Origin of the sequence: Pedobacter cryoconitis (assembly GCF_014207135.1) — a bacterium.
Classification (GTDB): Bacteria; Bacteroidota; Bacteroidia; order Sphingobacteriales; family Sphingobacteriaceae; genus Pedobacter; species Pedobacter cryoconitis_D.
Genome location: NZ_JACHCC010000001.1, coordinates 506,053 through 528,699 on the forward strand (window position 1 = coordinate 506,053; position 22,647 = coordinate 528,699).

Annotated in this window: 23 protein-coding genes; 14 read left to right on the plus strand and 9 right to left on the minus strand. The window is 39.6% G+C overall.

Annotated features, from left to right (window positions below):
• Window positions 1-125: 125 nt before the first annotated feature.
• Together HDF25_RS02020 and HDF25_RS02025 are read left to right on the plus strand one after the other, a co-directional pair.
• Window positions 126-692 carry an RNA polymerase sigma factor gene (locus HDF25_RS02020; protein WP_184622228.1) on the plus strand — a complete coding sequence of 189 codons (567 nt, stop codon included), beginning with the start codon at window positions 126-128 and terminating at the stop codon, window positions 690-692.
• Window positions 689-1,783, plus strand: coding sequence for a S1C family serine protease (locus tag HDF25_RS02025; RefSeq protein WP_184622230.1), 1,095 nt, complete (start codon window positions 689-691; stop codon window positions 1,781-1,783). Before HDF25_RS02020 ends, HDF25_RS02025 begins: the two co-directional genes overlap by 4 nt.
• Window positions 1,784-1,919: 136 nt before the next feature.
• On the opposite strand, the gene HDF25_RS02030 is transcribed toward HDF25_RS02025, so the two are convergent.
• Window positions 1,920-2,306 carry a hypothetical protein gene (locus HDF25_RS02030; protein ID WP_184622232.1) on the minus strand — a complete coding sequence of 129 codons (387 nt, stop codon included), beginning with the start codon at window positions 2,304-2,306 and terminating at the stop codon, window positions 1,920-1,922.
• A 258-nt stretch (window positions 2,307-2,564) separates the two neighbouring features.
• Between HDF25_RS02030 and HDF25_RS02035 the strand changes: the two genes are divergently transcribed.
• The 3 genes from HDF25_RS02035 to HDF25_RS02045 all read left to right on the plus strand — a co-directional run bounded on the left by HDF25_RS02035 (window position 2,565) and on the right by HDF25_RS02045 (window position 4,467).
• Window positions 2,565-3,491 carry a DUF72 domain-containing protein gene (locus HDF25_RS02035; RefSeq protein WP_184622234.1) on the plus strand — a complete coding sequence of 309 codons (927 nt, stop codon included), beginning with the start codon at window positions 2,565-2,567 and terminating at the stop codon, window positions 3,489-3,491.
• Window positions 3,492-3,554: 63 nt separating this feature from the next.
• Window positions 3,555-4,190 carry a peroxiredoxin gene (locus tag HDF25_RS02040; protein ID WP_184622235.1) on the plus strand — a complete coding sequence of 212 codons (636 nt, stop codon included), beginning with the start codon at window positions 3,555-3,557 and terminating at the stop codon, window positions 4,188-4,190.
• 79 nt (window positions 4,191-4,269) lie between these two features.
• Window positions 4,270-4,467, plus strand: coding sequence for a cold-shock protein (locus HDF25_RS02045; RefSeq protein WP_184622237.1), 198 nt, complete (start codon window positions 4,270-4,272; stop codon window positions 4,465-4,467).
• A gap of 59 nt (window positions 4,468-4,526) precedes the next feature.
• On the opposite strand, the gene HDF25_RS02050 is transcribed toward HDF25_RS02045, so the two are convergent.
• The 4 genes from HDF25_RS02050 to HDF25_RS02065 are packed head-to-tail and all read right to left on the minus strand — an operon-like array spanning window position 4,527 to window position 8,156.
• A complete protein-coding gene (locus tag HDF25_RS02050) occupies window positions 4,527-5,708 on the minus strand; it encodes a class I SAM-dependent methyltransferase (protein WP_184622239.1) in 1,182 nt (393 codons plus the stop codon).
• A gap of 4 nt (window positions 5,709-5,712) precedes the next feature.
• Window positions 5,713-6,975, minus strand: coding sequence for an aspartate kinase (locus tag HDF25_RS02055; RefSeq protein ID WP_184622241.1), 1,263 nt, complete (start codon window positions 6,973-6,975; stop codon window positions 5,713-5,715).
• A 36-nt stretch (window positions 6,976-7,011) separates the two neighbouring features.
• Entirely contained in the window at window positions 7,012-7,470 is a 459-nt protein-coding gene (locus tag HDF25_RS02060) for a GNAT family N-acetyltransferase (RefSeq protein ID WP_184622243.1), read from the minus strand.
• Complete coding sequence (locus tag HDF25_RS02065) at window positions 7,470-8,156, minus strand: YggS family pyridoxal phosphate-dependent enzyme (RefSeq protein WP_184622245.1); 687 nt, start codon at window positions 8,154-8,156, stop codon at window positions 7,470-7,472. Before HDF25_RS02065 ends, HDF25_RS02060 begins: the two co-directional genes overlap by 1 nt.
• A 71-nt stretch (window positions 8,157-8,227) precedes the next feature.
• Between HDF25_RS02065 and HDF25_RS02070 the strand changes: the two genes are divergently transcribed.
• The 5 genes from HDF25_RS02070 to HDF25_RS02090 are packed head-to-tail and all read left to right on the plus strand — an operon-like array spanning window position 8,228 to window position 13,776.
• Complete coding sequence (locus HDF25_RS02070) at window positions 8,228-8,842, plus strand: DUF4296 domain-containing protein (RefSeq protein WP_184622247.1); 615 nt, start codon at window positions 8,228-8,230, stop codon at window positions 8,840-8,842.
• A gap of 25 nt (window positions 8,843-8,867) precedes the next feature.
• Window positions 8,868-11,240, plus strand: coding sequence for an endonuclease MutS2 (locus tag HDF25_RS02075; protein WP_184622249.1), 2,373 nt, complete (start codon window positions 8,868-8,870; stop codon window positions 11,238-11,240).
• Window positions 11,241-11,286: 46 nt separating this feature from the next.
• On the plus strand, window positions 11,287-12,339 hold the full coding sequence (locus HDF25_RS02080; RefSeq protein ID WP_184622251.1) for a PQQ-dependent sugar dehydrogenase: 1,053 nt from the start codon (window positions 11,287-11,289) through the stop codon (window positions 12,337-12,339).
• A gap of 59 nt (window positions 12,340-12,398) precedes the next feature.
• The gene (locus HDF25_RS02085) at window positions 12,399-13,100 is read left to right on the plus strand and encodes a CoA transferase subunit A (RefSeq protein ID WP_184622253.1); all 702 of its coding nucleotides are present in this window, start codon (window positions 12,399-12,401) and stop codon (window positions 13,098-13,100) included.
• 16 nt (window positions 13,101-13,116) lie between these two features.
• Window positions 13,117-13,776 (plus strand): CoA transferase subunit B, encoded by a 660-nt coding sequence (locus HDF25_RS02090; protein ID WP_184622255.1) that lies wholly within the window; start codon window positions 13,117-13,119, stop codon window positions 13,774-13,776.
• On the opposite strand, the gene HDF25_RS02095 is transcribed toward HDF25_RS02090, so the two are convergent.
• Together HDF25_RS02095 and HDF25_RS02100 are read right to left on the minus strand one after the other, a co-directional pair.
• Entirely contained in the window at window positions 13,768-14,421 is a 654-nt protein-coding gene (locus tag HDF25_RS02095) for a uridine kinase (protein ID WP_184622257.1), read from the minus strand. The genes HDF25_RS02090 and HDF25_RS02095 overlap by 9 nt on opposite strands.
• Complete coding sequence (locus tag HDF25_RS02100) at window positions 14,411-15,640, minus strand: LysM peptidoglycan-binding domain-containing protein (protein WP_184622259.1); 1,230 nt, start codon at window positions 15,638-15,640, stop codon at window positions 14,411-14,413. The genes HDF25_RS02095 and HDF25_RS02100 overlap by 11 nt, the downstream gene beginning before the upstream one ends.
• Window positions 15,641-15,824: 184 nt before the next feature.
• Here HDF25_RS02100 and HDF25_RS02105 point away from each other — a divergent pair, with 184 nt between their 5' ends.
• The 3 genes from HDF25_RS02105 to HDF25_RS02115 all read left to right on the plus strand — a co-directional run bounded on the left by HDF25_RS02105 (window position 15,825) and on the right by HDF25_RS02115 (window position 18,530).
• Window positions 15,825-16,304: a Dps family protein gene (locus HDF25_RS02105; RefSeq protein ID WP_184622261.1), complete on the plus strand. Its 480-nt coding sequence runs from the start codon at window positions 15,825-15,827 to the stop codon at window positions 16,302-16,304.
• A gap of 99 nt (window positions 16,305-16,403) precedes the next feature.
• Window positions 16,404-18,209: a UbiD family decarboxylase gene (locus HDF25_RS02110; RefSeq protein ID WP_184622263.1), complete on the plus strand. Its 1,806-nt coding sequence runs from the start codon at window positions 16,404-16,406 to the stop codon at window positions 18,207-18,209.
• An 81-nt stretch (window positions 18,210-18,290) separates the two neighbouring features.
• Window positions 18,291-18,530, plus strand: a complete 240-nt coding sequence (locus HDF25_RS02115; RefSeq protein ID WP_184622265.1) for a hypothetical protein — start codon at window positions 18,291-18,293, stop codon at window positions 18,528-18,530.
• Between the two features lie 97 nt (window positions 18,531-18,627).
• Here HDF25_RS02115 and HDF25_RS02120 read toward each other — a convergent pair whose 3' ends face one another.
• Window positions 18,628-20,139, minus strand: a complete 1,512-nt coding sequence (locus HDF25_RS02120; RefSeq protein WP_184622267.1) for an OmpP1/FadL family transporter — start codon at window positions 20,137-20,139, stop codon at window positions 18,628-18,630.
• 18 nt (window positions 20,140-20,157) lie between these two features.
• The gene (locus tag HDF25_RS02125; RefSeq protein WP_184622269.1) at window positions 20,158-21,042 is read right to left on the minus strand and encodes a hypothetical protein; all 885 of its coding nucleotides are present in this window, start codon (window positions 21,040-21,042) and stop codon (window positions 20,158-20,160) included.
• Between the two features lie 107 nt (window positions 21,043-21,149).
• Here HDF25_RS02125 and proS point away from each other — a divergent pair, with 107 nt between their 5' ends.
• Entirely contained in the window at window positions 21,150-22,622 is a 1,473-nt protein-coding gene (gene proS, locus HDF25_RS02130; protein ID WP_184622271.1) for a proline--tRNA ligase, read from the plus strand.
• The last annotated feature ends 25 nt before the right edge of the window (window positions 22,623-22,647 follow it).

A 22,647-nucleotide genomic window follows, 5' to 3' on the forward strand; every position in this document is an offset into this window, starting at 1 on the left:
TAATTAATTAATTTTACAGATTAATACCACAATGATAAAAAGGTAACCCACCTATTTTAAAAAAGATTGAATTTATTTTTTTTGTCTAATATTGGGTTACCATTCACGTATAAATGTATTAATTGGTGAGTAAGAAGTTAAGCGATTCAGTTCCAACAGATAGAGAGGTTGTTTTAGGGATACTAAATAACTCGGAAGATGCACTTAATAGACTGTACATCGGGTATTTTCCGATGATTTTACAGTTTATTTTAAATAATAACGGTGATGAGGACGATGCAAAAGATGTCTATCAGGAGGCGATTATTATATTATATAATAAAATTAAGAGCGGGGATTTCGAGTTAAGCAGTAAATTAAAGACATATATATATTCGGTTTGCAGACGCATCTGGTTAAAAAAGCTTGCACAGTCAAGCAAGAAAACCAATAACGTTTCGGATTTTGAAGATGTCATTGCTGTAGAAGTTGATGTAGAGTACCACGAAGAGAAGGATATTCAGTTTGATAAGATGGGGGCAGCCCTTGATAATCTGGGAGAACCTTGTAAGACTATTATTCAGGATTTTTATATAAATAATCTCTCCATGCAGGAAATCTGTGAGAAGTTTGGCTATACCAATACGGATAATGCCAAAACTCAGAAGTATAAATGCCTGCAGAGATTAAAGAAATTATTTTTTCAATCATGAGGAACGAGACAGAATTAGATGCAATCATTGAAGATTACCTTCAGGGTAAACTTACACCGGCAGAAGCTGATGCTTTTGAACTGCTGCGTGCCAATGATCCTGTAATTGACCATAAAGTAGTTGCACATAAAGTTTTTATGGATGCAATCAAACAATATGGTAAGGTCCTTTCCCTGAAAGAGCAGATGGATAAAGTACATGCCGGAATTGATGTAGCCTCATTGACAGAGGAGTTAAGACCACATCCTGCTTTTATCGTTAATTTATGGCGTAAAAATAAATCTGCGATGGCTATTGCAGCCTCGTTTATCCTTTTAACCGTATTCTCTATTTATTCCATCCAGCATAATACCTTGCAAAATGGTACTTATGAAGTGATGCGCAGAGAGATCACCAATATCAAGAATAACCAGAATAAACTCGTAAGAACTCTCAATTCAAGTCCTAAGACAGAAAAGAAACCAGGTGGTTCAGCTAAATTTGGAGGTACCGGATTTGCTTTAACTGCTAACGGATACCTGTGTACCAATTACCACGTGGTAAGAGATGCAGATTCTGTATATGTACAAAATAACAAGGGCGATGCTTACAAGGCTAAAATTGTTTACCGTGATCCGCAATACGATATAGCTATCCTTAAAATTGTAGATGAAGAATTTACGACTTTGCCAAGTCTTCCTTACAAACTGAAGAAAAACGGTATTGGAATGGGCGAGAACGTATATACTTTAGGATACCCTAAAGATGATGCGGTATTGGGAGAAGGTTATATCAGCTCGAAAACTGGTCATGTAGGTGATACAACCCAGTACCAGGTTTCCATTCCGATTAACCCAGGAAACAGTGGTGGTCCTTTATTGGATAACTACGGAAATATCATCGGGGTGATCACTGCCAAAGAAAATCAGGTTGACGGTGCTACATTTGCTGTGAAAAGTAAATACATCCTGGAGGCTTTAAATGCAATCCCTTCAGATTCATTAGGTAAAAAACCTGTATTCACTAAAAAGAATCCTTTACAGGGTCTAAACAGGACTAAACAAATAGATAAAATTGAGAACTACGTTTATATGATCAAAGTATATAACTAGTTCAGCAAGTTTTTTTGAAAACCCCGAAACATAATGCTTGTTTCGGGGTTTTTCTTTTTTAAGTTATATTAGCTGTAAGAGTTTCCTCGAACTGACCTCTTACAAATCTATTGTGGTTATTTGTAGTGAATATTTATTAATAATCATCAGCATTTTTACCGATATGCAGTTTTTTAGTGTTATCAAATAGTATATATTCAAACTTTCCAATTACATGCTGGCTCATAACTTCAACCTGTTTATCGGTAGTTTTTTTATCAAATAGTTTTTTAACATAGGTTTTTGCAATTTCTTTGTTGTCATAATAGTAAATTGTCAATGCTACACTTCCAGCCTTATTATACTCGGCAAATAATATTTTATTAATTGACTTTATATCAGACATTTTCTGAACGTACACATCCATTCTATTTACAAATCCTTTATTATCTTTTTCTTTATTAACGATTTCATAATTTTTGTGAATCGGTTTATGTACTAATGCACTTATAAATAGAAGAAAGGCAATAATTACTAGTTTCATAATTCTGAATTAATTTTTCACTTTGCACTACTCCTGCCACCATTCTAAACCTTGCATTTTTTCAGAAATAGTTATTATCTGTTCTACCATAAAACCATTCTGCGTAATTAGATTAACTTCTTTAGCTCGGTTCGTCATCTTTATATTCGTATAATAAAGTTACATTTAAAGATCGGATAAGAAAAAAAGCTACTTTTCATATTTTCAAATAAAACATAATGCTTGTTTCGGGGTTTTTCTTTTTTAAGCCAATAGATTATGGAATTTGGAAAGGTAGATTCAAAAGATGTGAAGTCTGTAGATTTCTCGCTCCCTGAAGACGGATTACAAACCCAGAGGATATTAAAAGGGCCGGCTGCCGGAAAAACCAGTGTTTTCGTTGGCTGTGCAAAATGGGGTAGGAAGGAATGGGTAGATTTTCTTTATCCCCCTAAAACCAAAGAAGCTGATTTTCTGGATCAGTATGCCCGGCATTTCAATTCCATAGAGCTCAATGCCGCTTATTACCAGGTTCCTTCGGCAAGTACTATTCAGAAATGGAAGCAGAAGGTCAAAGACAATGCAGCCGGAGAATTCCTGTTTTGTCCGAAGTTTCCCAATACAGTTACCCATATCAAAAGATTGAAAGGAGCGGAATCTGCTACAGAAGAATTTTTAAATGCGATAGCCGGGTTCGAAGAATATCTTGGCGGCTGTTTTTTACAGCTCAGTGAAAACTTTGGGGTGAAAAACCTGGCCATACTACAGGACTATCTAAAATTTTTACCTGAAGAGCCTACAGTTTTTGTTGAATTGAGAAATGAGCAGTGGTTTGCAGATCCTGCGATCCGCAAAGGAGTCTTCGAACTGCTGGCACAAAACCATAAAGGTGCTGTTATTACCGATGTCAGTGGCAGAAGAGATGTCCTTCATATGGAAGTTACTATTCCCGAAGTATTTATCAGGTTTATCGGTAATGGAAGCGGGCATAGAGAGAGCGATTTTGCCAGGATCGAAGCATGGGCCGAACGGTTGCGCTTATGGCAGGAAAAAGGCTTAAAACGTATTTACTTCTTTCTGCATCAGCATGATGAGCGGGATACCCCTTTAATAGCTGCCCATGCGATCAAAACATTTAATAAGCAACTGAATTGTAATATTCCGGAAATATCGCTCCAACCACAGCTGTTTGTTGGAGATTGTTGAAATATCTACTATATTGGTAGTGATTATTGTAGCGTAAAATTGTTCAATTAAAATAAAAAAATTATGAGTATCAGAATAGGAGATATCGCACCAAACTTTAAAGCTAAAACCTCAATCGGGGATATTGATTTTTATGAATTTCTTGGAGATAGCTGGGGCGTGATCTTTTCACATCCGGCAGATTATACACCTGTTTGTACTACAGAGCTTGGACGTACAGCCTCTCTTAAAGGAGAATTTGATAAAAGAGATGTAAAAGTTATTGCTCTGAGTGTAGATTCTGTCGAATCACATAAAGGCTGGATCAATGATATTAATGAAACACAAAATACTGACGTCGAGTTTCCAATTATAGCAGATGAGGATAAAAAGATTGCAGATTTGTATGATATGATCCATCCCAATGCCTCAGAAACACTGACGGTGAGATCATTATTTATTATCTCTCCTGATAAAAAAGTAAAACTGATGCTGACTTATCCGGCTTCTACAGGAAGGAACTTTACCGAGGTACTTAGAGTCATTGATTCCCTTCAGCTGACGGCTAAATATAGCGTAGCCACACCTGCAGACTGGAAAGATGGAGAGGACGTTGTCGTGATGAACAGCATTAAAACTGAGGACATCCCTGCTAAGTTCCCTAAAGGACATAAAGTTATCAAACCATATCTGAGAACTACGCCTCAACCGAACAAATAATTTTTAAAACTTATTGCTTTTCTTTAAGTTTGATATAATTGATAATTTAAAGAAATATAAATTTTTACAACACAATATTATGAGTACTGGAAAAGTAAAATGGTTTAATACGCAAAAAGGTTATGGATTTATAATCTACGAAGGAAACAAGGATATTTTTGTCCATTTCAAAGATGTCATCGGAGGAATAGAGAGTATTCAGGAAAATGATGAAGTCGAATTTGAGGTTACCGAAGGCAAAAAAGGTTTACAAGCGGTGAAAGTGAAGAAGATTTAAATACCTTCATCTTTATAAAAGCTTTGCAAAAGCCTCCATTTAATGGGGGCTTTTGTCTTTTAATAATGCTGAATGATAGTCCCTTTGATAATGATTTTTCCTTCCGATTTATGCTGAGTGAAAATCATAAATTGTTTATCATCCGGTTTAATATTATATTTTTCTACCAGTGAGGCAGCTTTATCTGGATAATTTCTGACAATTACATTGCCTACCAGATTCTTTTCTTTTTTGATTTTTGCCGCAGACAATACCTCATCTATTTTAAAAATCCTTCCCGGAAATTCAGGATAAATCGCCGCAGAAGTATACAACTGAGTTTGATGATGAAATTTTTCCAGCTGATATCTTTCCGCAATCAGGTTGAAAGCACCACTTTTTAAAAGCGCGACATCAGGTTCATATAAATATTGTCCGGTTATAACTGCCCCGGTCAGTTCGGCTGAACCTTCTTCACCCTGAATAAAACTGAATTGTTTCTGTGACGCATTTAAAGTAGTAGCAACAATTTTAACAGCTGCTTCGAAATCCCTTTCTATTACCCAGATCAGTTCTTTACACTCATTTTTAACACTGACAATATGGATTTCTGCTACATGGTTTAGTTCCTTCAGACCTGCGGTAATGTCCAGCAGGGGAGCTGTTTTGAGTAATATCCGTTTAGCTTTGCGCAATAACAGATCCAGGTGTTCCACTATATTGGGGGTACAATCCTTCAGCATAAAAACTTTTCCTGCAGTACTGCGTCTGGCTGGGTCTATATAGATACAATCAAATTCCTGATCCGTGTTTTTCAGGTACTCAATTCCGTCTCTGCAAAGAAATTGGATATTTTCCTGTTTCAGTAAAGCGGCATTATAACTGGCAATGCCGGATAATTCTTCGTTAATTTCACAGTGCGTAACGGAATCGATCTCTTTCGAAAAATAATAGCTGTCCACTCCGTAACCACCGGTCAGATCAATTAAAGCCTTTCCGGTAGCCAGTTTGGCCTTATAGGCAGCAGTAAGTTCAGAGGAACACTGCTCGATAGATAATAAAGCCGGGTAATAAATTAGCGGCGTATTAAACCAGGTCGGCAGTTTACGCTGCGATTTTTTTCTGGCAGCTATCTGATTGGCCAGTTCTTTCCCTGTAATTCCGGGAAATGGGCTTTTGGCAAGCGCAATCTGATGCACATCCGCATTTAAATTGTCATGGATATAATCCTGAACGACCTGATCTGTGAGATATTGATTCAATTGTCTATTTATCTTTCATTACCATCTGGCAGGTATGACGACTCTTAACCTCCAGCAAAATTTCCTTATTAACTGTTACTCTATCTATGGTATCCTGGTTATAATAGCGGATAGTGACCAGTTCCAATCCTTCATTATATTTTACTTTATACAGTACAGACAATTCCTGGATCAGTTGTGCTATCTTTTCTTTATCCTGGTCAACACTTACCGAAAAGCTCAGTGCCGAATTCAGCATTGTATTTACTTTTACCCTGTGTTTATGGAACAGACTAAAAATATCACTCAGGTTTTCTTCAATAATGAAAGAGAAATCCTTAGGCAGGATAGAGATCAGCACCTGGTTAACCTTGAAAATAAATGAAGGTACAGGTAAAATACTTTTAAGTTCATTGATCACCGTTCCTTCGCCCTCAGGATTTACAAATGACCTTACATATAAAGGAATATTCTTATTCTGAAGCGGTTTTATAGTTTTAGGGTGGATAACCGTAGCGCCGTAATAGGTCAGCTCAATGGCGTCATGATAAGATAACTGAGGGATACGTTCGGTCTCATCGAACCATTTAGGGTCAGCATTCAATACACCAGGTACGTCTTTCCATATCGTTAAAGAAACAGCATCCAGACATGACGAGAATATAGCTGCCGAATAATCAGAACCTTCTCTGCCCAGTGTAGTGGTAAAGTTTTCACTGGTACTGCCAATAAATCCTTGTGTAACTACAATATTTTTTTTTAGTAGCGGGATCAGGTGTTTACGGATTTCTGTTTCTGTCTTTTCCCATTCCACCTTTCCTTCGCGGTAGGTGTTATCCGTTTTGATGAAGTTCCTGGCATCGGCCCAGGTGGCAGTCAAACCTGTTTCGTGCAGATAAGCAGCCACAATTTTAGTCGATAATACCTCGCCAATAGATACGATCTGGTCGTAAATATAATCAGGGGCATCACTGGCCTCTTCTTCCAGTAACCATTCAATTTCTACAAAAGAATTGGCAATATCGTTAAATACCGGATGGTGATGATTACTGAACAGCTCATTCAGAATATTGAAATGATAAGCCTTTATTTCTTCCAGTAACTCATGCGTGTTCTCTTTTCCGGATATATATGCTGAAGAAAGTTCCTCCAGTTTATTAGTCATTTTGCCCATGGCCGAGACCACGATCAGAAGATTTTCTTTGTCTGCCTGGCGGATAATAGCAGCAAGATTTTTTACTGCTTCTGCATTGACTACAGAGGCTCCCCCGAATTTATATACTTGCATTTGATTTGAAATTGATTAAATAGAACCTGGGTTTGCTTATAGCTGATCTTTATTAAAAGAAGTATTCAGCCATCCCGATTCAATCTGCGCCCCATATTTTTTATAAAAGTTGATTGCTGGCTCATTCCAGTCCAGCACCTGCCAGGTCATTCCATTATAATTCTGGTCCCTGGCTTCCTTCATCACTCTCTCGAAAAGAACTTTCCCTAATCCCTTTCCTCTCTGGTTTTCTGAAACGAAAAAATCTTCCAGATATAAACGGCAGCCTTTCCAGGTAGAGTACCTGATATAGAATAAGGCAAAACCCAGAATTCCTGTAGAATTCTCTACTACAAATGCTTTCCACACTGCCTGTTCGCCAAATCCGGCGTCCGCGAATTCATCCAGGGTAACCGTTACTTCTTCCGATGCTTTTTCATAAGCAGCAAGCTCATGGATCAGTTCCAGTAAACGTGGACAATCTTCTTTTACGGCATATCTTAATTGAAAATCCATTAGGCTTTATAATGTTTAATTTTTCTTACACCAAAAATACTACTTCCTATTCTAACCATGGTACTGCCTTCTTCGATGGCCAGTTTATAATCTCCGGACATCCCCATAGACAATTCTTTGAAGGAGCTTTCTTTTCTGAAAAAGCTCACCTTGATACCATCAAATAATACTTTCAGTTCCTGAAACTCATCTTTAGTTTGTTTCTCTTCAGCATTATTAGTGGAAATCCCCATCAGTCCTGTGATACGGATGTTTTTCATAGCCAGATATTCTTCAGATCTCAGCAATTCGATAACCTCAGCATGGTCCAGACCAAATTTGGTATCTTCATCAGCAATGTAAATCTGTAGCAGGCAATCGATCACTCTGTTGTTTTTCGCTGCCTGTTTATTAATTTCAGCCAATAATTTCAAACTATCCACCGACTGGATCAATTTGATAAAAGGAGCAATGTATTTAACTTTATTAGTTTGTAAATGGCCAATCAGGTGCCATTCAATATCTTTAGGCAGTGCCTCCTGTTTTTCGACCAGTTCCTGCACAATATTCTCCCCGAAAATCCGCTGTCCTGCGTTATAAGCAGCTAAAATTGCTTCTGCATCATTGAACTTAGATACAGCAATCAGTTCCACGTTTTCTCCTTCTAATTCCTTTTTATATTTTAATAAGTTATCTGCTATGCTCATTTATCAGTATTTTTGGTAAAATTAACATCCTTAGCCTAAATAGCTGCGGAAAAAATAATGTTTTATTTATAATGAGAAATTTTTTGTGCATTTGCCTGCTGTTAATCGGCATAGGAGGATGTAAGCAAGGTATACCGTCAGATATCATTCAGCCAGATAAAATGACTGATGTTTTATATAACATCCATTTGACAGATGGATATATCGGAACTATCCCGGGACAGGATTCGGCGAGAAGAGTGAGTGCTTCCTTCTATAAAGGAGTGTATCAGAAGTTTAATATAGATTCATTGTCTTATACCCGAAGCATGAATTATTATTATGACCATCCTGATGTTTTAAGTACGATATATACCAAAATTACAGATCGCTTAAAAAAATCAAAAACTATCGAAGATAAGGCGCAGGAGAAAAGGCTGAAAAAACTAGCTGCTATCCGGAAAGCTAAAAGGGACAGTATGGAGAAAGCCGATCCGATGCTGGTTAAGAGAGAAGCTGCTGCCAAAAGAGATAGTGTGGCAAAAGCCGAAGCACAGCTGAAAAAGGACAGGGCAGCAAATGCTATCAAAAACAGAAAAGACAGCTTAATCAGAGTTGCCCAAATGAAGAAGGCACAAAAAGCTGAAGAGAAAAGATTAAAAGAAAACGGAAAAAAGCCAGAACCCGCTAAAAAGGAACTGCTTTAGCTCCCGTTAAAAAGATTCAATAAAAATGATATACCCCGATAACTGTTTAGACAGACTTGGCTTCACTGAAGTCAGACAACTCATCCTGAAGCATTGCCTGAGTCCGATGGGACAATACATGGTCAGCAAAATGCAGGTGATGAATAAATATGATCAGATTAATAAATTTCTAAGACAGACCAAAGAATTTAAAAATATCCTGGAAAATCAGGAACCATTACAGATCAGTACATTTTTTGATATAAAATCATTAGTAGAGAAGGTTAGGGTAGAAGGCAGTTATCTGACCGAAGAGGAGCTCTTCCAGATTTACCTTTCCCTGCAGACTGTTTTTTCAGTACTGCGGTTCTTTGACGAACGAAAAGATATCTATCCTAACCTGGAAGCTTTATTCGAGCATTTGCCGGTAGAAAAGAATATCCTTAGAAAAATAGAAACAGTACTGGATGCCAAAGGTAAAATCAAACCCAATGCCTCTCCTAAACTACAGGAAATTATAGGTGATATTGCCAAGGGAGAACAGGAAGTCCGCAAACGGATGGATGTGATCTACAAACAGGCAGTAGCCAGTAACTGGGTTGCAGACGGAAGTTTAACCGTTCGTGACGGAAGGATATGTATTCCAATCCTGGCCGAAAATAAACGGAAACTGAAAGGGTTTATCCATGATGAGTCGGCCAGCGGGCAGACCGTGTACCTCGAACCCGAGGTTGTGTTTACCCTGAACAATAAAATAAGGGATCTTGAATTTGATAAAAGACGTGAGATCATCCGGATATTAATTGCTTTGACAGATGACCTGAGACCGTTTACACCATTAATGCTTTCTTATCATGGCTTCCTGACGAAACTGGATTTTGTACGGGCCAAAGCTTTGTTTGCAATTGAAGTAGAAGCAGATATGCCTGTACTGGTCGCTGAACCGAGGATTAAACTCATTAATGCCACACACCCTTTACTGTATTTGTCCTTTAAGGAAGATAAAAAAACAGTGGTGCCCCTTAACATTCATATGAATGAAAATTTAAGGATTGTACTGGTTTCAGGCCCGAATGCCGGAGGAAAATCGGTATGTATGAAAACCGTAGGTTTATTACAACTCATGTTGCAGTCAGGTTTGCTGATCCCGGCTCATGAATCCAGTGAAGTAGGTATATTTGATAATATTTTCGCTGACATCGGCGATGACCAGAGTATCGAAAGTGATCTGAGTACTTATAGCGCCCATTTAACGAAAATGCGTTATTTCGTTGCCCACGCCACACCTAAATCATTGGTTATGATCGATGAGTTTGGTACTGGTACCGATCCGCAGTTCGGTGGGCCGATGGCCGAGGCCGTACTCGAAGTACTGAATAATAAAAAGGTACGTGGGGTGATGACCACACACTATTCCAATCTTAAATTATTTGCAGGAAATACACCAGGCCTGGAAAATGCTTCCATGTTATTCGATAATGATAAGATGAAGCCGCAATACGTGCTGGAACTGGGTAAACCCGGAAGCTCTTATGCTTTTGAAATTGCACAGAACATAGGTTTGCAGAAAGAAGTACTGATCCTGGCCAGAGAAAAAACCGGCACAAATCAGAACAGGATAGACAGTTTGCTGGTCGATCTTGAAAGAGAGAAAAAGCAGATTTATGATACTAAAATTCAGTTGTCTTTACAGCAGAATAAAGTGAAAAATCTGGTTAAGGAAAATGAAGAGCTGCAGCAGTTTCTGGAAGAAAACAGAAAGGTCCTGATTAAAGAGGCTAAACTCGAGGCGCAGAACATTATAAAAAATGCCAATAAACTGGTTGAAAATACGATCGCGGGGATCAAAGAGAACCAGGCTGATAAAGAAGTCACCAAACAGTTAAGACAGAACCTGCAAAAGGTCCTGGTACAACATCAGGTTAAGGAAGAGAAAAAAATTGAAAAGGCAGTCCCTTCCAATACCCCGATTGAAGTAGGTGATTGGGTACAGCTCAATAACACTGATACTATGGGGCAGGTTATGGAAATCAACCGTGGTAACCTGGTTCTGGCTTTGGGAGATCTCCGTTCTGTAGTAAAAAAAGACAGGGTGCAGAAGATTAGTAATAAACAGGCTAAAAAGGTTGTACAGAGTAATTCATTTTCCGGAAGGATCTCAGAGGCGATCGGCAATTTTACAGCTGAACTCGATTTACGTGGAATGCGTGGTGAAAATGCGATACAGGAAGTAGAAAAATATATGGATAAATCCATTATGCTCGGTTTCCCTTTTATTAAGCTGATCCATGGTAAAGGCGACGGTATCCTTAGAAAACTAATCCGGGAATACCTGCGGAAATACAGCCAGGTCAATAGAGTAGAAGACGAACACGCAGACCGGGGTGGAGATGGAATAACCTATGTGTATTTCAATTAAATAAACATATTGATCGGACAATTGTTTATCATAGAAATACCCGACTATGAGGATAATTTTTACTTCGATATTTATCTTATTTTTTTTATCAGCCTGCGAGAAGAATAAAAACAGCAGTGATCCGGCCGTGCTGCCGGATGCTGTTCTGAAGACTGAAGTGCTGACACAATCCCTGAAATTCCCATGGGAAATCATCTATGGGCCAGATAATTTTATCTGGTTTACTGAGAGAGCCGGCAAAATCAGCCGTTTAAATCCTTCGACTGGTGTCATTACGCTTGTGCGCAACATTACTGAAGTAAACAGTATTGGTGAAGGGGGATTGCTGGGTATGGTACTGCACCCCCAGTTTAATGCTAATCCTTTTGTTTATGTAGTTTATGACTATGGAACAGCAGATAATTACAAGGGAAAAGTGGTCCGTTTTACATTTAACAACGGTGTGCTGAGTGCACCACTCGTGTTGCTGGATCAGATACCCGCTTCTTCGAATCATAATGGATCCAGGTTGCTGATTACCCCAGACCTTAAATTACTCATTACTACCGGAGATGCCAACGCACCTGCCCAGGCACAAAATACTAAAAGTCTGTCTGGTAAAATTCTGAGATTAAACCTCGATGGTACCATTCCTGCAGATAACCCTTTACCAGGTAACCCGTTATGGAGTTATGGTCACCGCAATCCCCAGGGCCTGGTTATTGCCAATAGTGCGCTCTATTCTTCTGAACACGGACCAGATACCACTGATAAGATAAACCTGATCCAGAAAGGCGGCAATTATGGCTGGCCAAACGTAGCTGGTAAGACCGGGCCTATGTTTGCCTGGACGCCTACTATTGCACCCTCAGGTTTAACCTATTATAATTCCGACTATATCCCGCAGTGGAGAAATTCATTGCTTGTAGTAACCCTTAAAGGGTCTATGCTTACCCAGCTTCAACTCGATGACAATGGGATTAAAATCAAACAGGTCAAGAATTATTTCCAGAACCAGTTTGGCCGGTTAAGGGCTATCTGTCAGTCACCCGATGGAAAAGTTTATATCGCAACCAGTAATGGTACTAACGATCAGATCATAGAAATTTCTGCGAGGTAACCTCATTAATATTTTGCCGGCTTTGTTTTTATCTATAATTTAGCAAGCAAACCAAATATATGATCAACAAGAGAGTATCGGATGCCGATGAAGCGATCCGTGATATAACAGACGGACAAACTATTATGCTTGGTGGTTTCGGACTATGTGGTATCCCTGAAAAGTGTATAGCTGCATTAGTCAAGAAAGGCGTGAAAGATTTGACCTGTATTTCCAATAATGCAGGTGTCGATGATTTCGGAATCGGGCTGTTATTAAAGACCCGCCAGGTAAAGAAAATGGTTTCTTCCTATGTAGGAGAAAACGCAGAATTTGAACGTCAGCTGTTAAGTGGCGAGCTGGAAGTAGAGTTGATCCCGCAAGGAACACTCGCTACCCGTTGTATGGCCGCTGGTTATGGGATGCCGGCAATTTTCACTCCTGCCGGTGTGGGTACAGAAGTAGCCGAAGGCAAAGAAGTCAGAAATTTTAATGGGAAGGATTATTTAATGGAATATGCTTTTGATGCAGATTTCGCGATAGTCAAAGCCTGGAAAGGGGATACCGCCGGTAACCTTATTTTCCGGTCTACCAGCCGCAATTTTAATCCCGTAATGGCGATGGCAGGTAAAATTACCATTGCTGAAGTAGAAGAACTCGTAGAACCGGGTGAACTTGATCCGGATATGATTCATACTCCGGGAGTATACGTACACCGTATTTTCCAGGGTTCAGATTACGAAAAAAGAATAGAGCAGCGTACAGTAAGACCACGTAGCTAACCAATCAGAATTTTATATGTTAGATAAAAACGGAATAGCGAGACGTATCGCTAAAGAAATAAGAGATGGTTACTATGTGAACCTGGGAATAGGTATCCCTACACTGGTAGCAAACTATATCCCTGAGGGGGTTAATGTCGTGCTGCAATCAGAGAACGGCTTACTCGGCATGGGGCCTTTTCCTTTCGAAGGAGAAGAAGACCCGGATATGATCAATGCCGGTAAACAAACTATTACCACATTACCTGGTTCTTCAATTTTTGATTCAGCCATGAGTTTTGGTATGATCAGAAGTCAGAAAATTGATCTGACGATTCTGGGAGCTATGGAAGTTTCCGAAAACGGCGATATTGCCAACTGGAAAATTCCAGGGAAAATGGTGAAGGGAATGGGAGGCGCGATGGATCTGGTTGCTTCGGCAAAGAATATCATTGTGGCCATGCAGCACGTGAATAAAGCAGGTGAAAGTAAGTTGTTGCCCAAATGTACGTTGCCCTTAACTGGTGTTAACTGTATCAGGAAAGTAGTTACTGAATTAGCTGTATTGGATATCTTACCTGAAGGTGGTTTCCGCTTAATTGAAAGGGCTCCTGGTGTAAGTGTAGATTTTATCAAACAATCTACCTCAGGAAAGTTATTCGCTGAGGCAGATGTTAAAGAGATGGATTTAAACTGATCTTTTTGAAGCCAGTATGGTTTCTTTTAATTCGTCAGAAATTTCTTTTGAAGTTGCAATAATATCATCAGCAACATGTTTGTTGTTGATGATAACTTTCTGGCAAGATTCTTTGTAAGGAAGCAGAAACTGTTTGTACGCAGGCATCACGTGGTTTACCCACTGGTACATTACCATATCACGGCTATAACCACGTTCAGTCTCATCTCTTGAGATTCTGCGGTTAAGCGTGATTTCTTCGTCTGCATCCATAAATATTTTCAGATCAAACAGCTGAGCGAGCTCAGGGTAGTGGAAAACAAATAGGCCTTCTACAATAATAATTGGTGCACTCTTAATATTCATTAAACGTGCATTCTCTTCATTGATATTAAAAGTGTATTCTTTTCTGGAAATTGACTCACCATCAATAAGCAGCTTCAGGTCTTCCAATAATTTGTCATCATGAATCCCTTCGGGCAGATCAAAATTGATCCAGCCGTTTTCATCTACCTTCTGTTCACCTATAGGTTTGTAATAATCATCCTGTGAGATCAGACATACCTCTTCCGTGCTGAAATGGTGGAGAAAACATTTCAAAAAAAATGTTTTACCGGAACCACTACCTCCAGCAACACCTATAATATAGGGTTTGTTATTGTTCATTCGCTTGTCCACTGTACGTTAAATTGCACAAAAACCTCTTATCCAATGCGCCTAATGCATCAGCTACTGCTTTTGTGACTACAATAATAACATCTTTTGTGGACTCATTCTCAGTAAATTTACCAACAACCTTCGCAAAGGTAGATCTGTTGCTCATCGGATTGGTAATTTTCATGATCGTTCCGATAGGAGCAGTGCGGTGAAGAACCAGCATTTTTGACGAGTCAAGATCTTTATCAGCGATCCAGATTCCCGCACCTTTTTCATCCATCTGGCTCAGGCCATAACGGCTTGCCGGTAGTTTTAAAGAAGGATTTTTAACAGATTCTATAGTATCAGCCTCATTGGTGACTGCATTATTTTCGGCATGTTCAGGTTTTACCGGATACTGACCATTGATCAATAATTTCTGGCCAACGTATAAAGAGTTGGTCGTTAAATTATTTTTAGCTTTTAACTGGTCAAGGGTCAGATTATATTTTGTAGCAATCGAATACATGGTTTCATTAGAAGCAACCGTATGAACGACTAACTGATCTTTTGCCGGTGGGGTCTCCTGTTGTGCTGGTGTAGTAGCAACAGGCTCAGTTTTTTTTGTTTGTATAGGTGCTGTTTGTACTGGTGTAGGCGTTGGATGTTGGACAACAGCAGTAGTTTGTACAGGAGTTGGGGTTACAGGTGTTGTTTCCGCTCCTGCTTTAACAGGCATTTTTAAGATTTGTCCTATTTTCAGATTAACAGTAGTCAGGTTGTTGATTCGTTTAATTTCTCCGACGGTCGTATTGTATTGCCTTGCAAGCATCATCAGGTTTTCCTTAGGCTGTACAGCATGCTCGGTAAATTCAGTGTTTTCCTGGCTGGCAGTAGCAACTGTTTTTGCCTGGTTGGCCACCTGCTGTTTTGCAGTTCCGACAGGTTTGTGTATTTCTGTTTTTGCTACGGTTGCCGGTGCGTTTCCTGAAAAAGGTACGTTCGTTGGAACTTTGATCACTACTCCGATAGAAAGGAACTTGTTATCGTTATAAGTCATGATTTCCTTTGGACTTACATTATACCTTCTTCCGATAGCATAATAAGTGTCTTTGGCTACGACCTGGTGGATGATTAATTTTTTACCGTTCAGATTTTCAACTCCTATAGAGTCTCTCAGGTTATCGGCTTTGGCTGTAGATAGGTTCAGAATCAGACCAAATAGTAATGGTATATAATATTTTTGCATTAACGTTCGTGTGAATGATTAGTCAGGCAATTATACGAATAAAATACAAGAGCCTCAATTTTGAATATTAAACGGTGTATTATATGTCAGTATTGTATCATAAGCATTTTTTAAAAAACCTTATGCGTTTGTAATTGTTCTTCTAGTATAGATTAACAACCCAAAATTAAAATAAAAATACAATATGGACGCAAAAGAAATTAGTTTAAGTGAGAAACAAGTAAAGCCTGTAGTAGATCTGTTAAATGATTATCTTGCTAACTATCATATTCATTATCAAAAACTAAGAGGATGTCACTGGAATATTAAAGGGCAGAATTTTTTTACTTTACATCTTAAGTTTGAAGAGTTATATACTAATGCACAATTAACCATTGACGAGATCGCCGAACGGGTACTGACTTTAGGGAAACCACCACACAGCCGCTTTGCAGATTATATTAAGGAGTCTGGTCTCAAAGAAATTAATACCATTGGTTTACAGGATTTGGCTATGGTAGATGCTGTTCTGGAAGATATGGCACATTTAATTCAGCTGGAGCGCGAATTACTGGAGGCATCTGCTTCGGCAGGGGACGATGGAACCAATGATATGGTCAATCGTTTTATGCAGTTCAAGGAAAAAACTACCTGGATGTTACGTTCATTCGCTGGTAAAAAGTAATATAAATCTCTTTACAGAGAGAAAAAGCCATGCATTTTGCATGGCTTTTTCTGTTTTAATGAAGTACACAAACAAGAATTCTTAATACCTTTGGACCAGATGGGATATAAAAGCTTAGCCGAATGTGTGGCTGATTTAGAAAAACATGGTCATTTATTACGAATTAAAGAAGAGGTGGATCCTTATCTTGAAATGGCCGCTATTCATTTACGTGTTTATGAACAAAAAGGACCAGCTATATATTTTGAAAAAGTAAAAGGCAGCCCTTTTCCGGCAGTATCCAATCTTTTTGGTACACTGGAAAGATCTAAATTTATATTCAGGGATAGTTTATCGCGCGTAGGGCAGTTGGTTGAGCTGCGTTCAGACCCTATGAAAGCATTGAAGAATCCATTTAAATATCTGGGTGCTGGTCTGACCGCCTTTTCTGCTTTACCAATGAAACAGCGTTTGTTTAAGGCTGGATTTGAAAAGACCACGATCAGCCAGCTTCCGCAGATTGTGAACTGGCCTATGGACGGAGGTCCTTTTGTGACCATGCCACAGGTATATACAGAAGATGCTGATAAACCAGGGGTATTAAATGCGAACTTAGGCATGTACCGTATTCAGCTGGCGGGTAATGAATATATCAAAGACAAAGAAATAGGACTGCATTATCAGATTCACCGCGGAATAGGGGTACATCAGAGTAAAGCCAATGCTAAAGGTCTACCTTTAAAGATAAGTATCTTTGTTGGTGGCCCGCCTTCACATCCGCTTGCTGCGGTGATGCCTTTACCCGAAGGGCTGTCCGAAATGACATTTGCCGGGGCTTTAGGCAACCGCCGCTTCCGTTATTTTTATGACGATGAAGGGTTCTGTCTTTCGGCAGATGCAGATTTTGTGATCACTGGAACAGTCTATCCGCATGAAAATAAACCAGAGGGGCCTTTCGGAGATCATTTAGGCTATTATAGCCTGACGCATCCGTTCCCTCTGATGAAAGTCCACAATGTCTATCATAAAAAAGATGCCATCTGGTCCTTTACTGTTGTCGGGCGTCCACCACAGGAGGATACCAGTTTTGGAGCGTTGATCCATGAGATTACCGGTTCGGCAATTCCACAGGAAATCCACGGTTTAAAAGAAGTCAATGCAGTGGATGCGGCAGGTGTTCATCCTTTGCTATTTGCTATAGGCAGTGAAAGATATACACCTTACCTTAAAGAACGCAGACCACAGGAAATCCTGACTATTGCCAACCATATATTAGGTAAAAACCAGTTGAGTCTGGCCAAATATGTTTTTATTGCTGCCAGGGAAGATAACGAGCAGCTGAATACCAATGATATTGAGCCGTTTTTACACCATATATTATCCCGTATAGATTTAAAACGGGATCTTCATTTTTATACAGAAACTACAATTGATACGCTCGATTACAGTGGGGAGGGGCTTAACAGCGGATCTAAAGTTGTTATTGCAGCTGCGGGCGAAGAAAAGAGGAAACTTTCCAGCCAGTTACCAGTTGATTTTACGCTTTCCGGAGAGTTTGAACAATATTATATGGTGATGCCAGGTGTGCTGGCTATTACGACAGCAGCTTATACAACTAGTAAAGAAGCAGGCAGACTGACAGCACAGTTGAACCTTGAGTTAAAAGATCAGCCGCTGGATGGTCTGGCGTTGATTGTATTATGCGATGATTCGGCATTTACAGCTGGAAATATTGACAATTTTGTTTGGGTGACCTTTACCAGGAGTAATCCTGCAACCGATATTCATGGTATCGGTGAGTTTACTAAAGATAAACACTGGGGATGCACCGGACCACTGGTTATTGACGCCAGGAAGAAGCCTCATCATGCGCCAGAACTGATTAAAGATCCTGAGGTAGAAGAGCAAATTAATAGGTACTTTTAACCTTTGACTGAAGAGTTCTTTTTGTGAATCAAAGGAATCATTTCTCGTATTATAATGGTGATTATTTAAGTATTTATCTTTATGAACACATCTTCAATTGTAGACAAGCTTTTAAAAAACATGGGTAACATGCATGAACTAGGTCGCCAACGTGCGTTCGAGCTAGGCAATCCCTTTTATGCACAGTTTGCAGAAGATGGGGGATATTGGCGTAAGGAGTTGCCAACTGGTGAAAAATACCTTGTTTCCCTGGAAGTGATAACAGACGATAATGATATGCCTATTGAGATAAAGGATACTATTATTAAAAGAGTGGACTAGCATTATGCCGGAATAGTACCTGTTGAGATATAACCAGATATAAAAAATCCCCTGCTGATAATTCAGCAGGGGATTTTTTATATCTGGTTGGATTAATTTAGAATCTTACACCAACAGTCATAAATATATTGTTTCTTGCCACTTTAGTCGTGGCTAATGGCTCTGAACCATTATCCAGGAAATAAGGACTGAAGAAATTGTTCGTTTCAACACGTTGATAAGCTAAGTCAATATAGTATTGGTTTATCCTGTATCCGATACCGCCTGAATAAGATTTGATTGCAGATAGATTACCCGGATCAACTTTGTATGGTGTACCGCTGTAACCGTAACCAGCTCTTAAGCTAAACTGATCAATTTTGTATTCACCACCAACTCTGTAGTTAAATGCACTTCCGTAATTATTTTTGATAAAATTATTGTTAGCTCTGATATCATCAGCATAGCCATCACTTACAGAAAGTTTAGTAGAGGCATAATCTACATAGTCTACATCCGCGGTTAATAAGGCATTTTTAGCCAGGATTACACTTGCACCAAATGATCCTTTGTATGGAGTTCTTACATTATAGTTAAAGTTAGAATTCATGAAATCACTAGGTATATTCTGAGGATTAGCACCACCAGTGTAACTTACATCCAGAATTTCAGATCTGTCTACTTCCATATGCATCCAGGTAGGAGACTGGAAAGTAGCACCTAATCTAACTGCTTCTACTGGTTTGTAGATCAGACCCACTCTACCGGTTATGCCTGCTCCATTAGTCCTGGTATCCACCCCGTTAACCAATGAATACTGATAACCGAGATAACGGTTGGTTGGGGTTGCAACGATACTTCCTGTTTCAGTATAAGTTGAATTAGACTCATAATGTACGTTTGCAAATGCAATGCTTGCACCAACATAAAGTTGGTTGGAAATGTTGATCGCGCCAGAGAAGTTGAATTCAGAAGTTGAACCTCTGCGGACTTCATTCTGGCTTTGAACATTATTGGTACTTGAAGTAGCCGGTATATACTGATTGGTAGTTCCCGGTTGTAATTCAATTAAGTAACTATCATAAGCAGTAGTTTCGACATTTCCTTTCTGCAAGTTATCCGGGGTGTATCCGTTTGCACGTTGTGCCCAGTCATTTGCGATAGAACTCTGATTATTTTTCGCTGAGTAATTGTTTTCAACACTGAAATCGTTATTTCTGTTATAACCTAAACCCCAAACTACGCTCAGTACACCTTTATTTAAGTTTGACCCTCTTGGTTTTACTATAGGATTATACCATACTGCAGCAGCCTGGTTTAAATTGAATTTATTTTTATCAGTTTTAGTGTTCTGCCCCAGGTAGTTTGAATTCGCCTGTATGATATTGAATTCGGGCGTGATGCTGAATTCTGAACGGGTAAACATTCCTAAACCAGCGGGATTACCGCCGATAGAACTGATGTCACCACCTAAACTTGTCTGCGCATTTCCCAAACCTTTGAAACGTGCTGAACTTCCGTAATCTGTCCGCGAAAACCTCAATGCATCACCTGCATAAATGTTTTGGGCATAGATATTACTTGTAGTACCTACTATAGCTACTACTACGAGTTGTATGAATTTTTTCATTTAGATATTAAATACATTTTAGTTTCTGCCTCCGCGACCACCGCCGCCACCTGATGATCTTCCACCGCCGCCGCCGTATCCGCCGCCGCCATAACTACCTGATGATCTTTCTGAAGAACTTCTTTGTGGGGTATATGATTGTGAACGATCAGGTCTTGTAGTCGACTGACCATAAGATCTGTTACTTCTATCATAGCCGTAACCCTGAGCTCTGCCATTGTAATAGCTTCTACTACCGCTTCTGGCTACGCCAGAACCATTGTAGCTGCTTCTGCCACCATAACTCCTGGTACCATAATTGGTCGCTCTTCCGCTATAGCTTGAACGCTGAGTATCTCTGTTGTAAACCGGTCTGTAGTTACTGTTACGGCCATAATATCCGCCGCCATAGTATCCACCACCCCAGAAACCGCCACCCCAGTAGCCACCGCCCCAAAGTCCGCCGTAATAACCACCGCCCCATCCCCAAGGAGAATAGAATCCGCCACCCCAGCCATATCCAAAGCCTAAACCCCATGAACTGCCGTAGTAACCGTTACCGAATCCGAATCCAAAACCTGAGTAATAAGGAGAGTATCCGTTATAAAATCCATCATAGTAGAAAGGGTCATAATAACCTCTGTATGGACTTCCGTAATAAAATCTGTTGATGCGTGAAGAGTAATCCATGTCAGCATAAAGGTCGCTGCTGCCATAATAGTCATCATTTCCATCTGTATATCCGTCATCTACGGATTGAGAAGAGTAGGTGCGCTCCGGTGCAGTATATTCTACCGCCTTGGCTGTTGAGCCATAAACATCGTCACTATGACGAGTTTGCTGGGCCATTTGTGGAGCAGAGCAGGAGGACACGGCGAGAGCCGCAACCACCAGCATGCTGGGAAATAAATGGTTAGGTTTCATAATATGTGAGTTCTTTGTGTGTGTAAACAGTTTTTTTGTAGGCATAAATTTATAAATTTGTACCCTGGTATGCAAGTTATTTAACACAAAAAACGTTCCAAACAGTTATGAGCAAAGGTATTACAAGTAAAAACGAGGATTATTCCCAGTGGTATAACGAGATTGTTATAAAGGCCGATCTGGCAGAACATTCGGCTGTCAAAGGTTGTATGGTTATAAAGCCCTATGGCTATTCTATTTGGGAAAAAATGCAGGCTGTTTTGGACCAGAAATTTAAGGATACCGGACACAGTAACGCCTATTTCCCTTTATTCATTCCTAAGTCATTTTTTTCTAAGGAAGCGGCGCACGTTGAAGGTTTTGCGACAGAATGTGCAGTTGTGACACATTACCGTCTTAAAAATGATGGAGAAGGCAATATTATTGTAGATCCTGAAGCGAAACTGGAAGAAGAACTGATCGTAAGACCAACTTCTGAGACTATTATATGGAACACCTTCAGAGGATGGGTGCAGTCTTACCGTGATTTGCCTTTGCTGATTAATCAGTGGGCAAACGTAGTCAGATGGGAAATGCGTACGCGTCTTTTCCTGCGTACCACCGAGTTCTTATGGCAGGAGGGGCATACTGCACACTCGACTGCTCAGGAGGCTATTGAAGAAACCGAAAGAATGCTGAATGTATATGCAGATTTTGCAGAAAACTGGATGGCTTTACCGGTTGTCAAAGGTGTTAAGACTGCTAATGAACGTTTTGCTGGTGCAATGGATACTTATTGTATTGAAGCACTGATGCAGGATGGAAAAGCTTTACAGGCAGGTACATCTCACTTTTTAGGACAAAACTTCGCGAAAGCATTTGACGTGAAGTTCACAAATAAAGAAGGAAAAATCGAACATGTATGGGCTAGTTCGTGGGGTGTTTCAACCCGAATGATCGGTGCTTTAATCATGGCACACAGTGATGATCAGGGTTTGGTCCTGCCACCTAAATTAGCACCTATACAAGTGGTGATTGTACCTATCTATAAAAACGATGAAGATCTGAAAAACATTTCTTCTTTTGTCGATGAGCTGATGCCTAAGCTGAAAAAGCTGGGTGTTTCAGTGAAATATGATGACAGGGATTCTCAGCGTCCGGGCTTCAAATTTGCCGAATACGAATTGAAAGGTGTACCAGTACGTCTGGCTATCGGTGGCAGAGATATGGAAAATGGTACTGTCGAACTGGCCAGAAGAGATACCAGAGAGAAAAGCACTGTGAAACAAGAAGGACTGGAGACTTATATCGTTGAATTATTAGACGAAATCCAGGCTAATATCTATAAAAAGGCTGCTGATTACAGAACAGAGCATATCACTATAGCGAATTCTTATGATGAGCTTAAAGATCTTTTAGATAACAAAGGCGGATTTATTTCTGCGCACTGGGATGGTACGCCAGAAACAGAGCAAAAAATAAAAGAAGAAACAAAGGCTACAATCAGATGTATTCCGTTAGATAACCAGTTAGAAGACGGAGTTTGTATTTATTCAGGTAAACCATCTATCCAACGCGTTTTATTTGCCCGTGCTTATTAAGCATTCGGCTTCATAAATTTTTTAA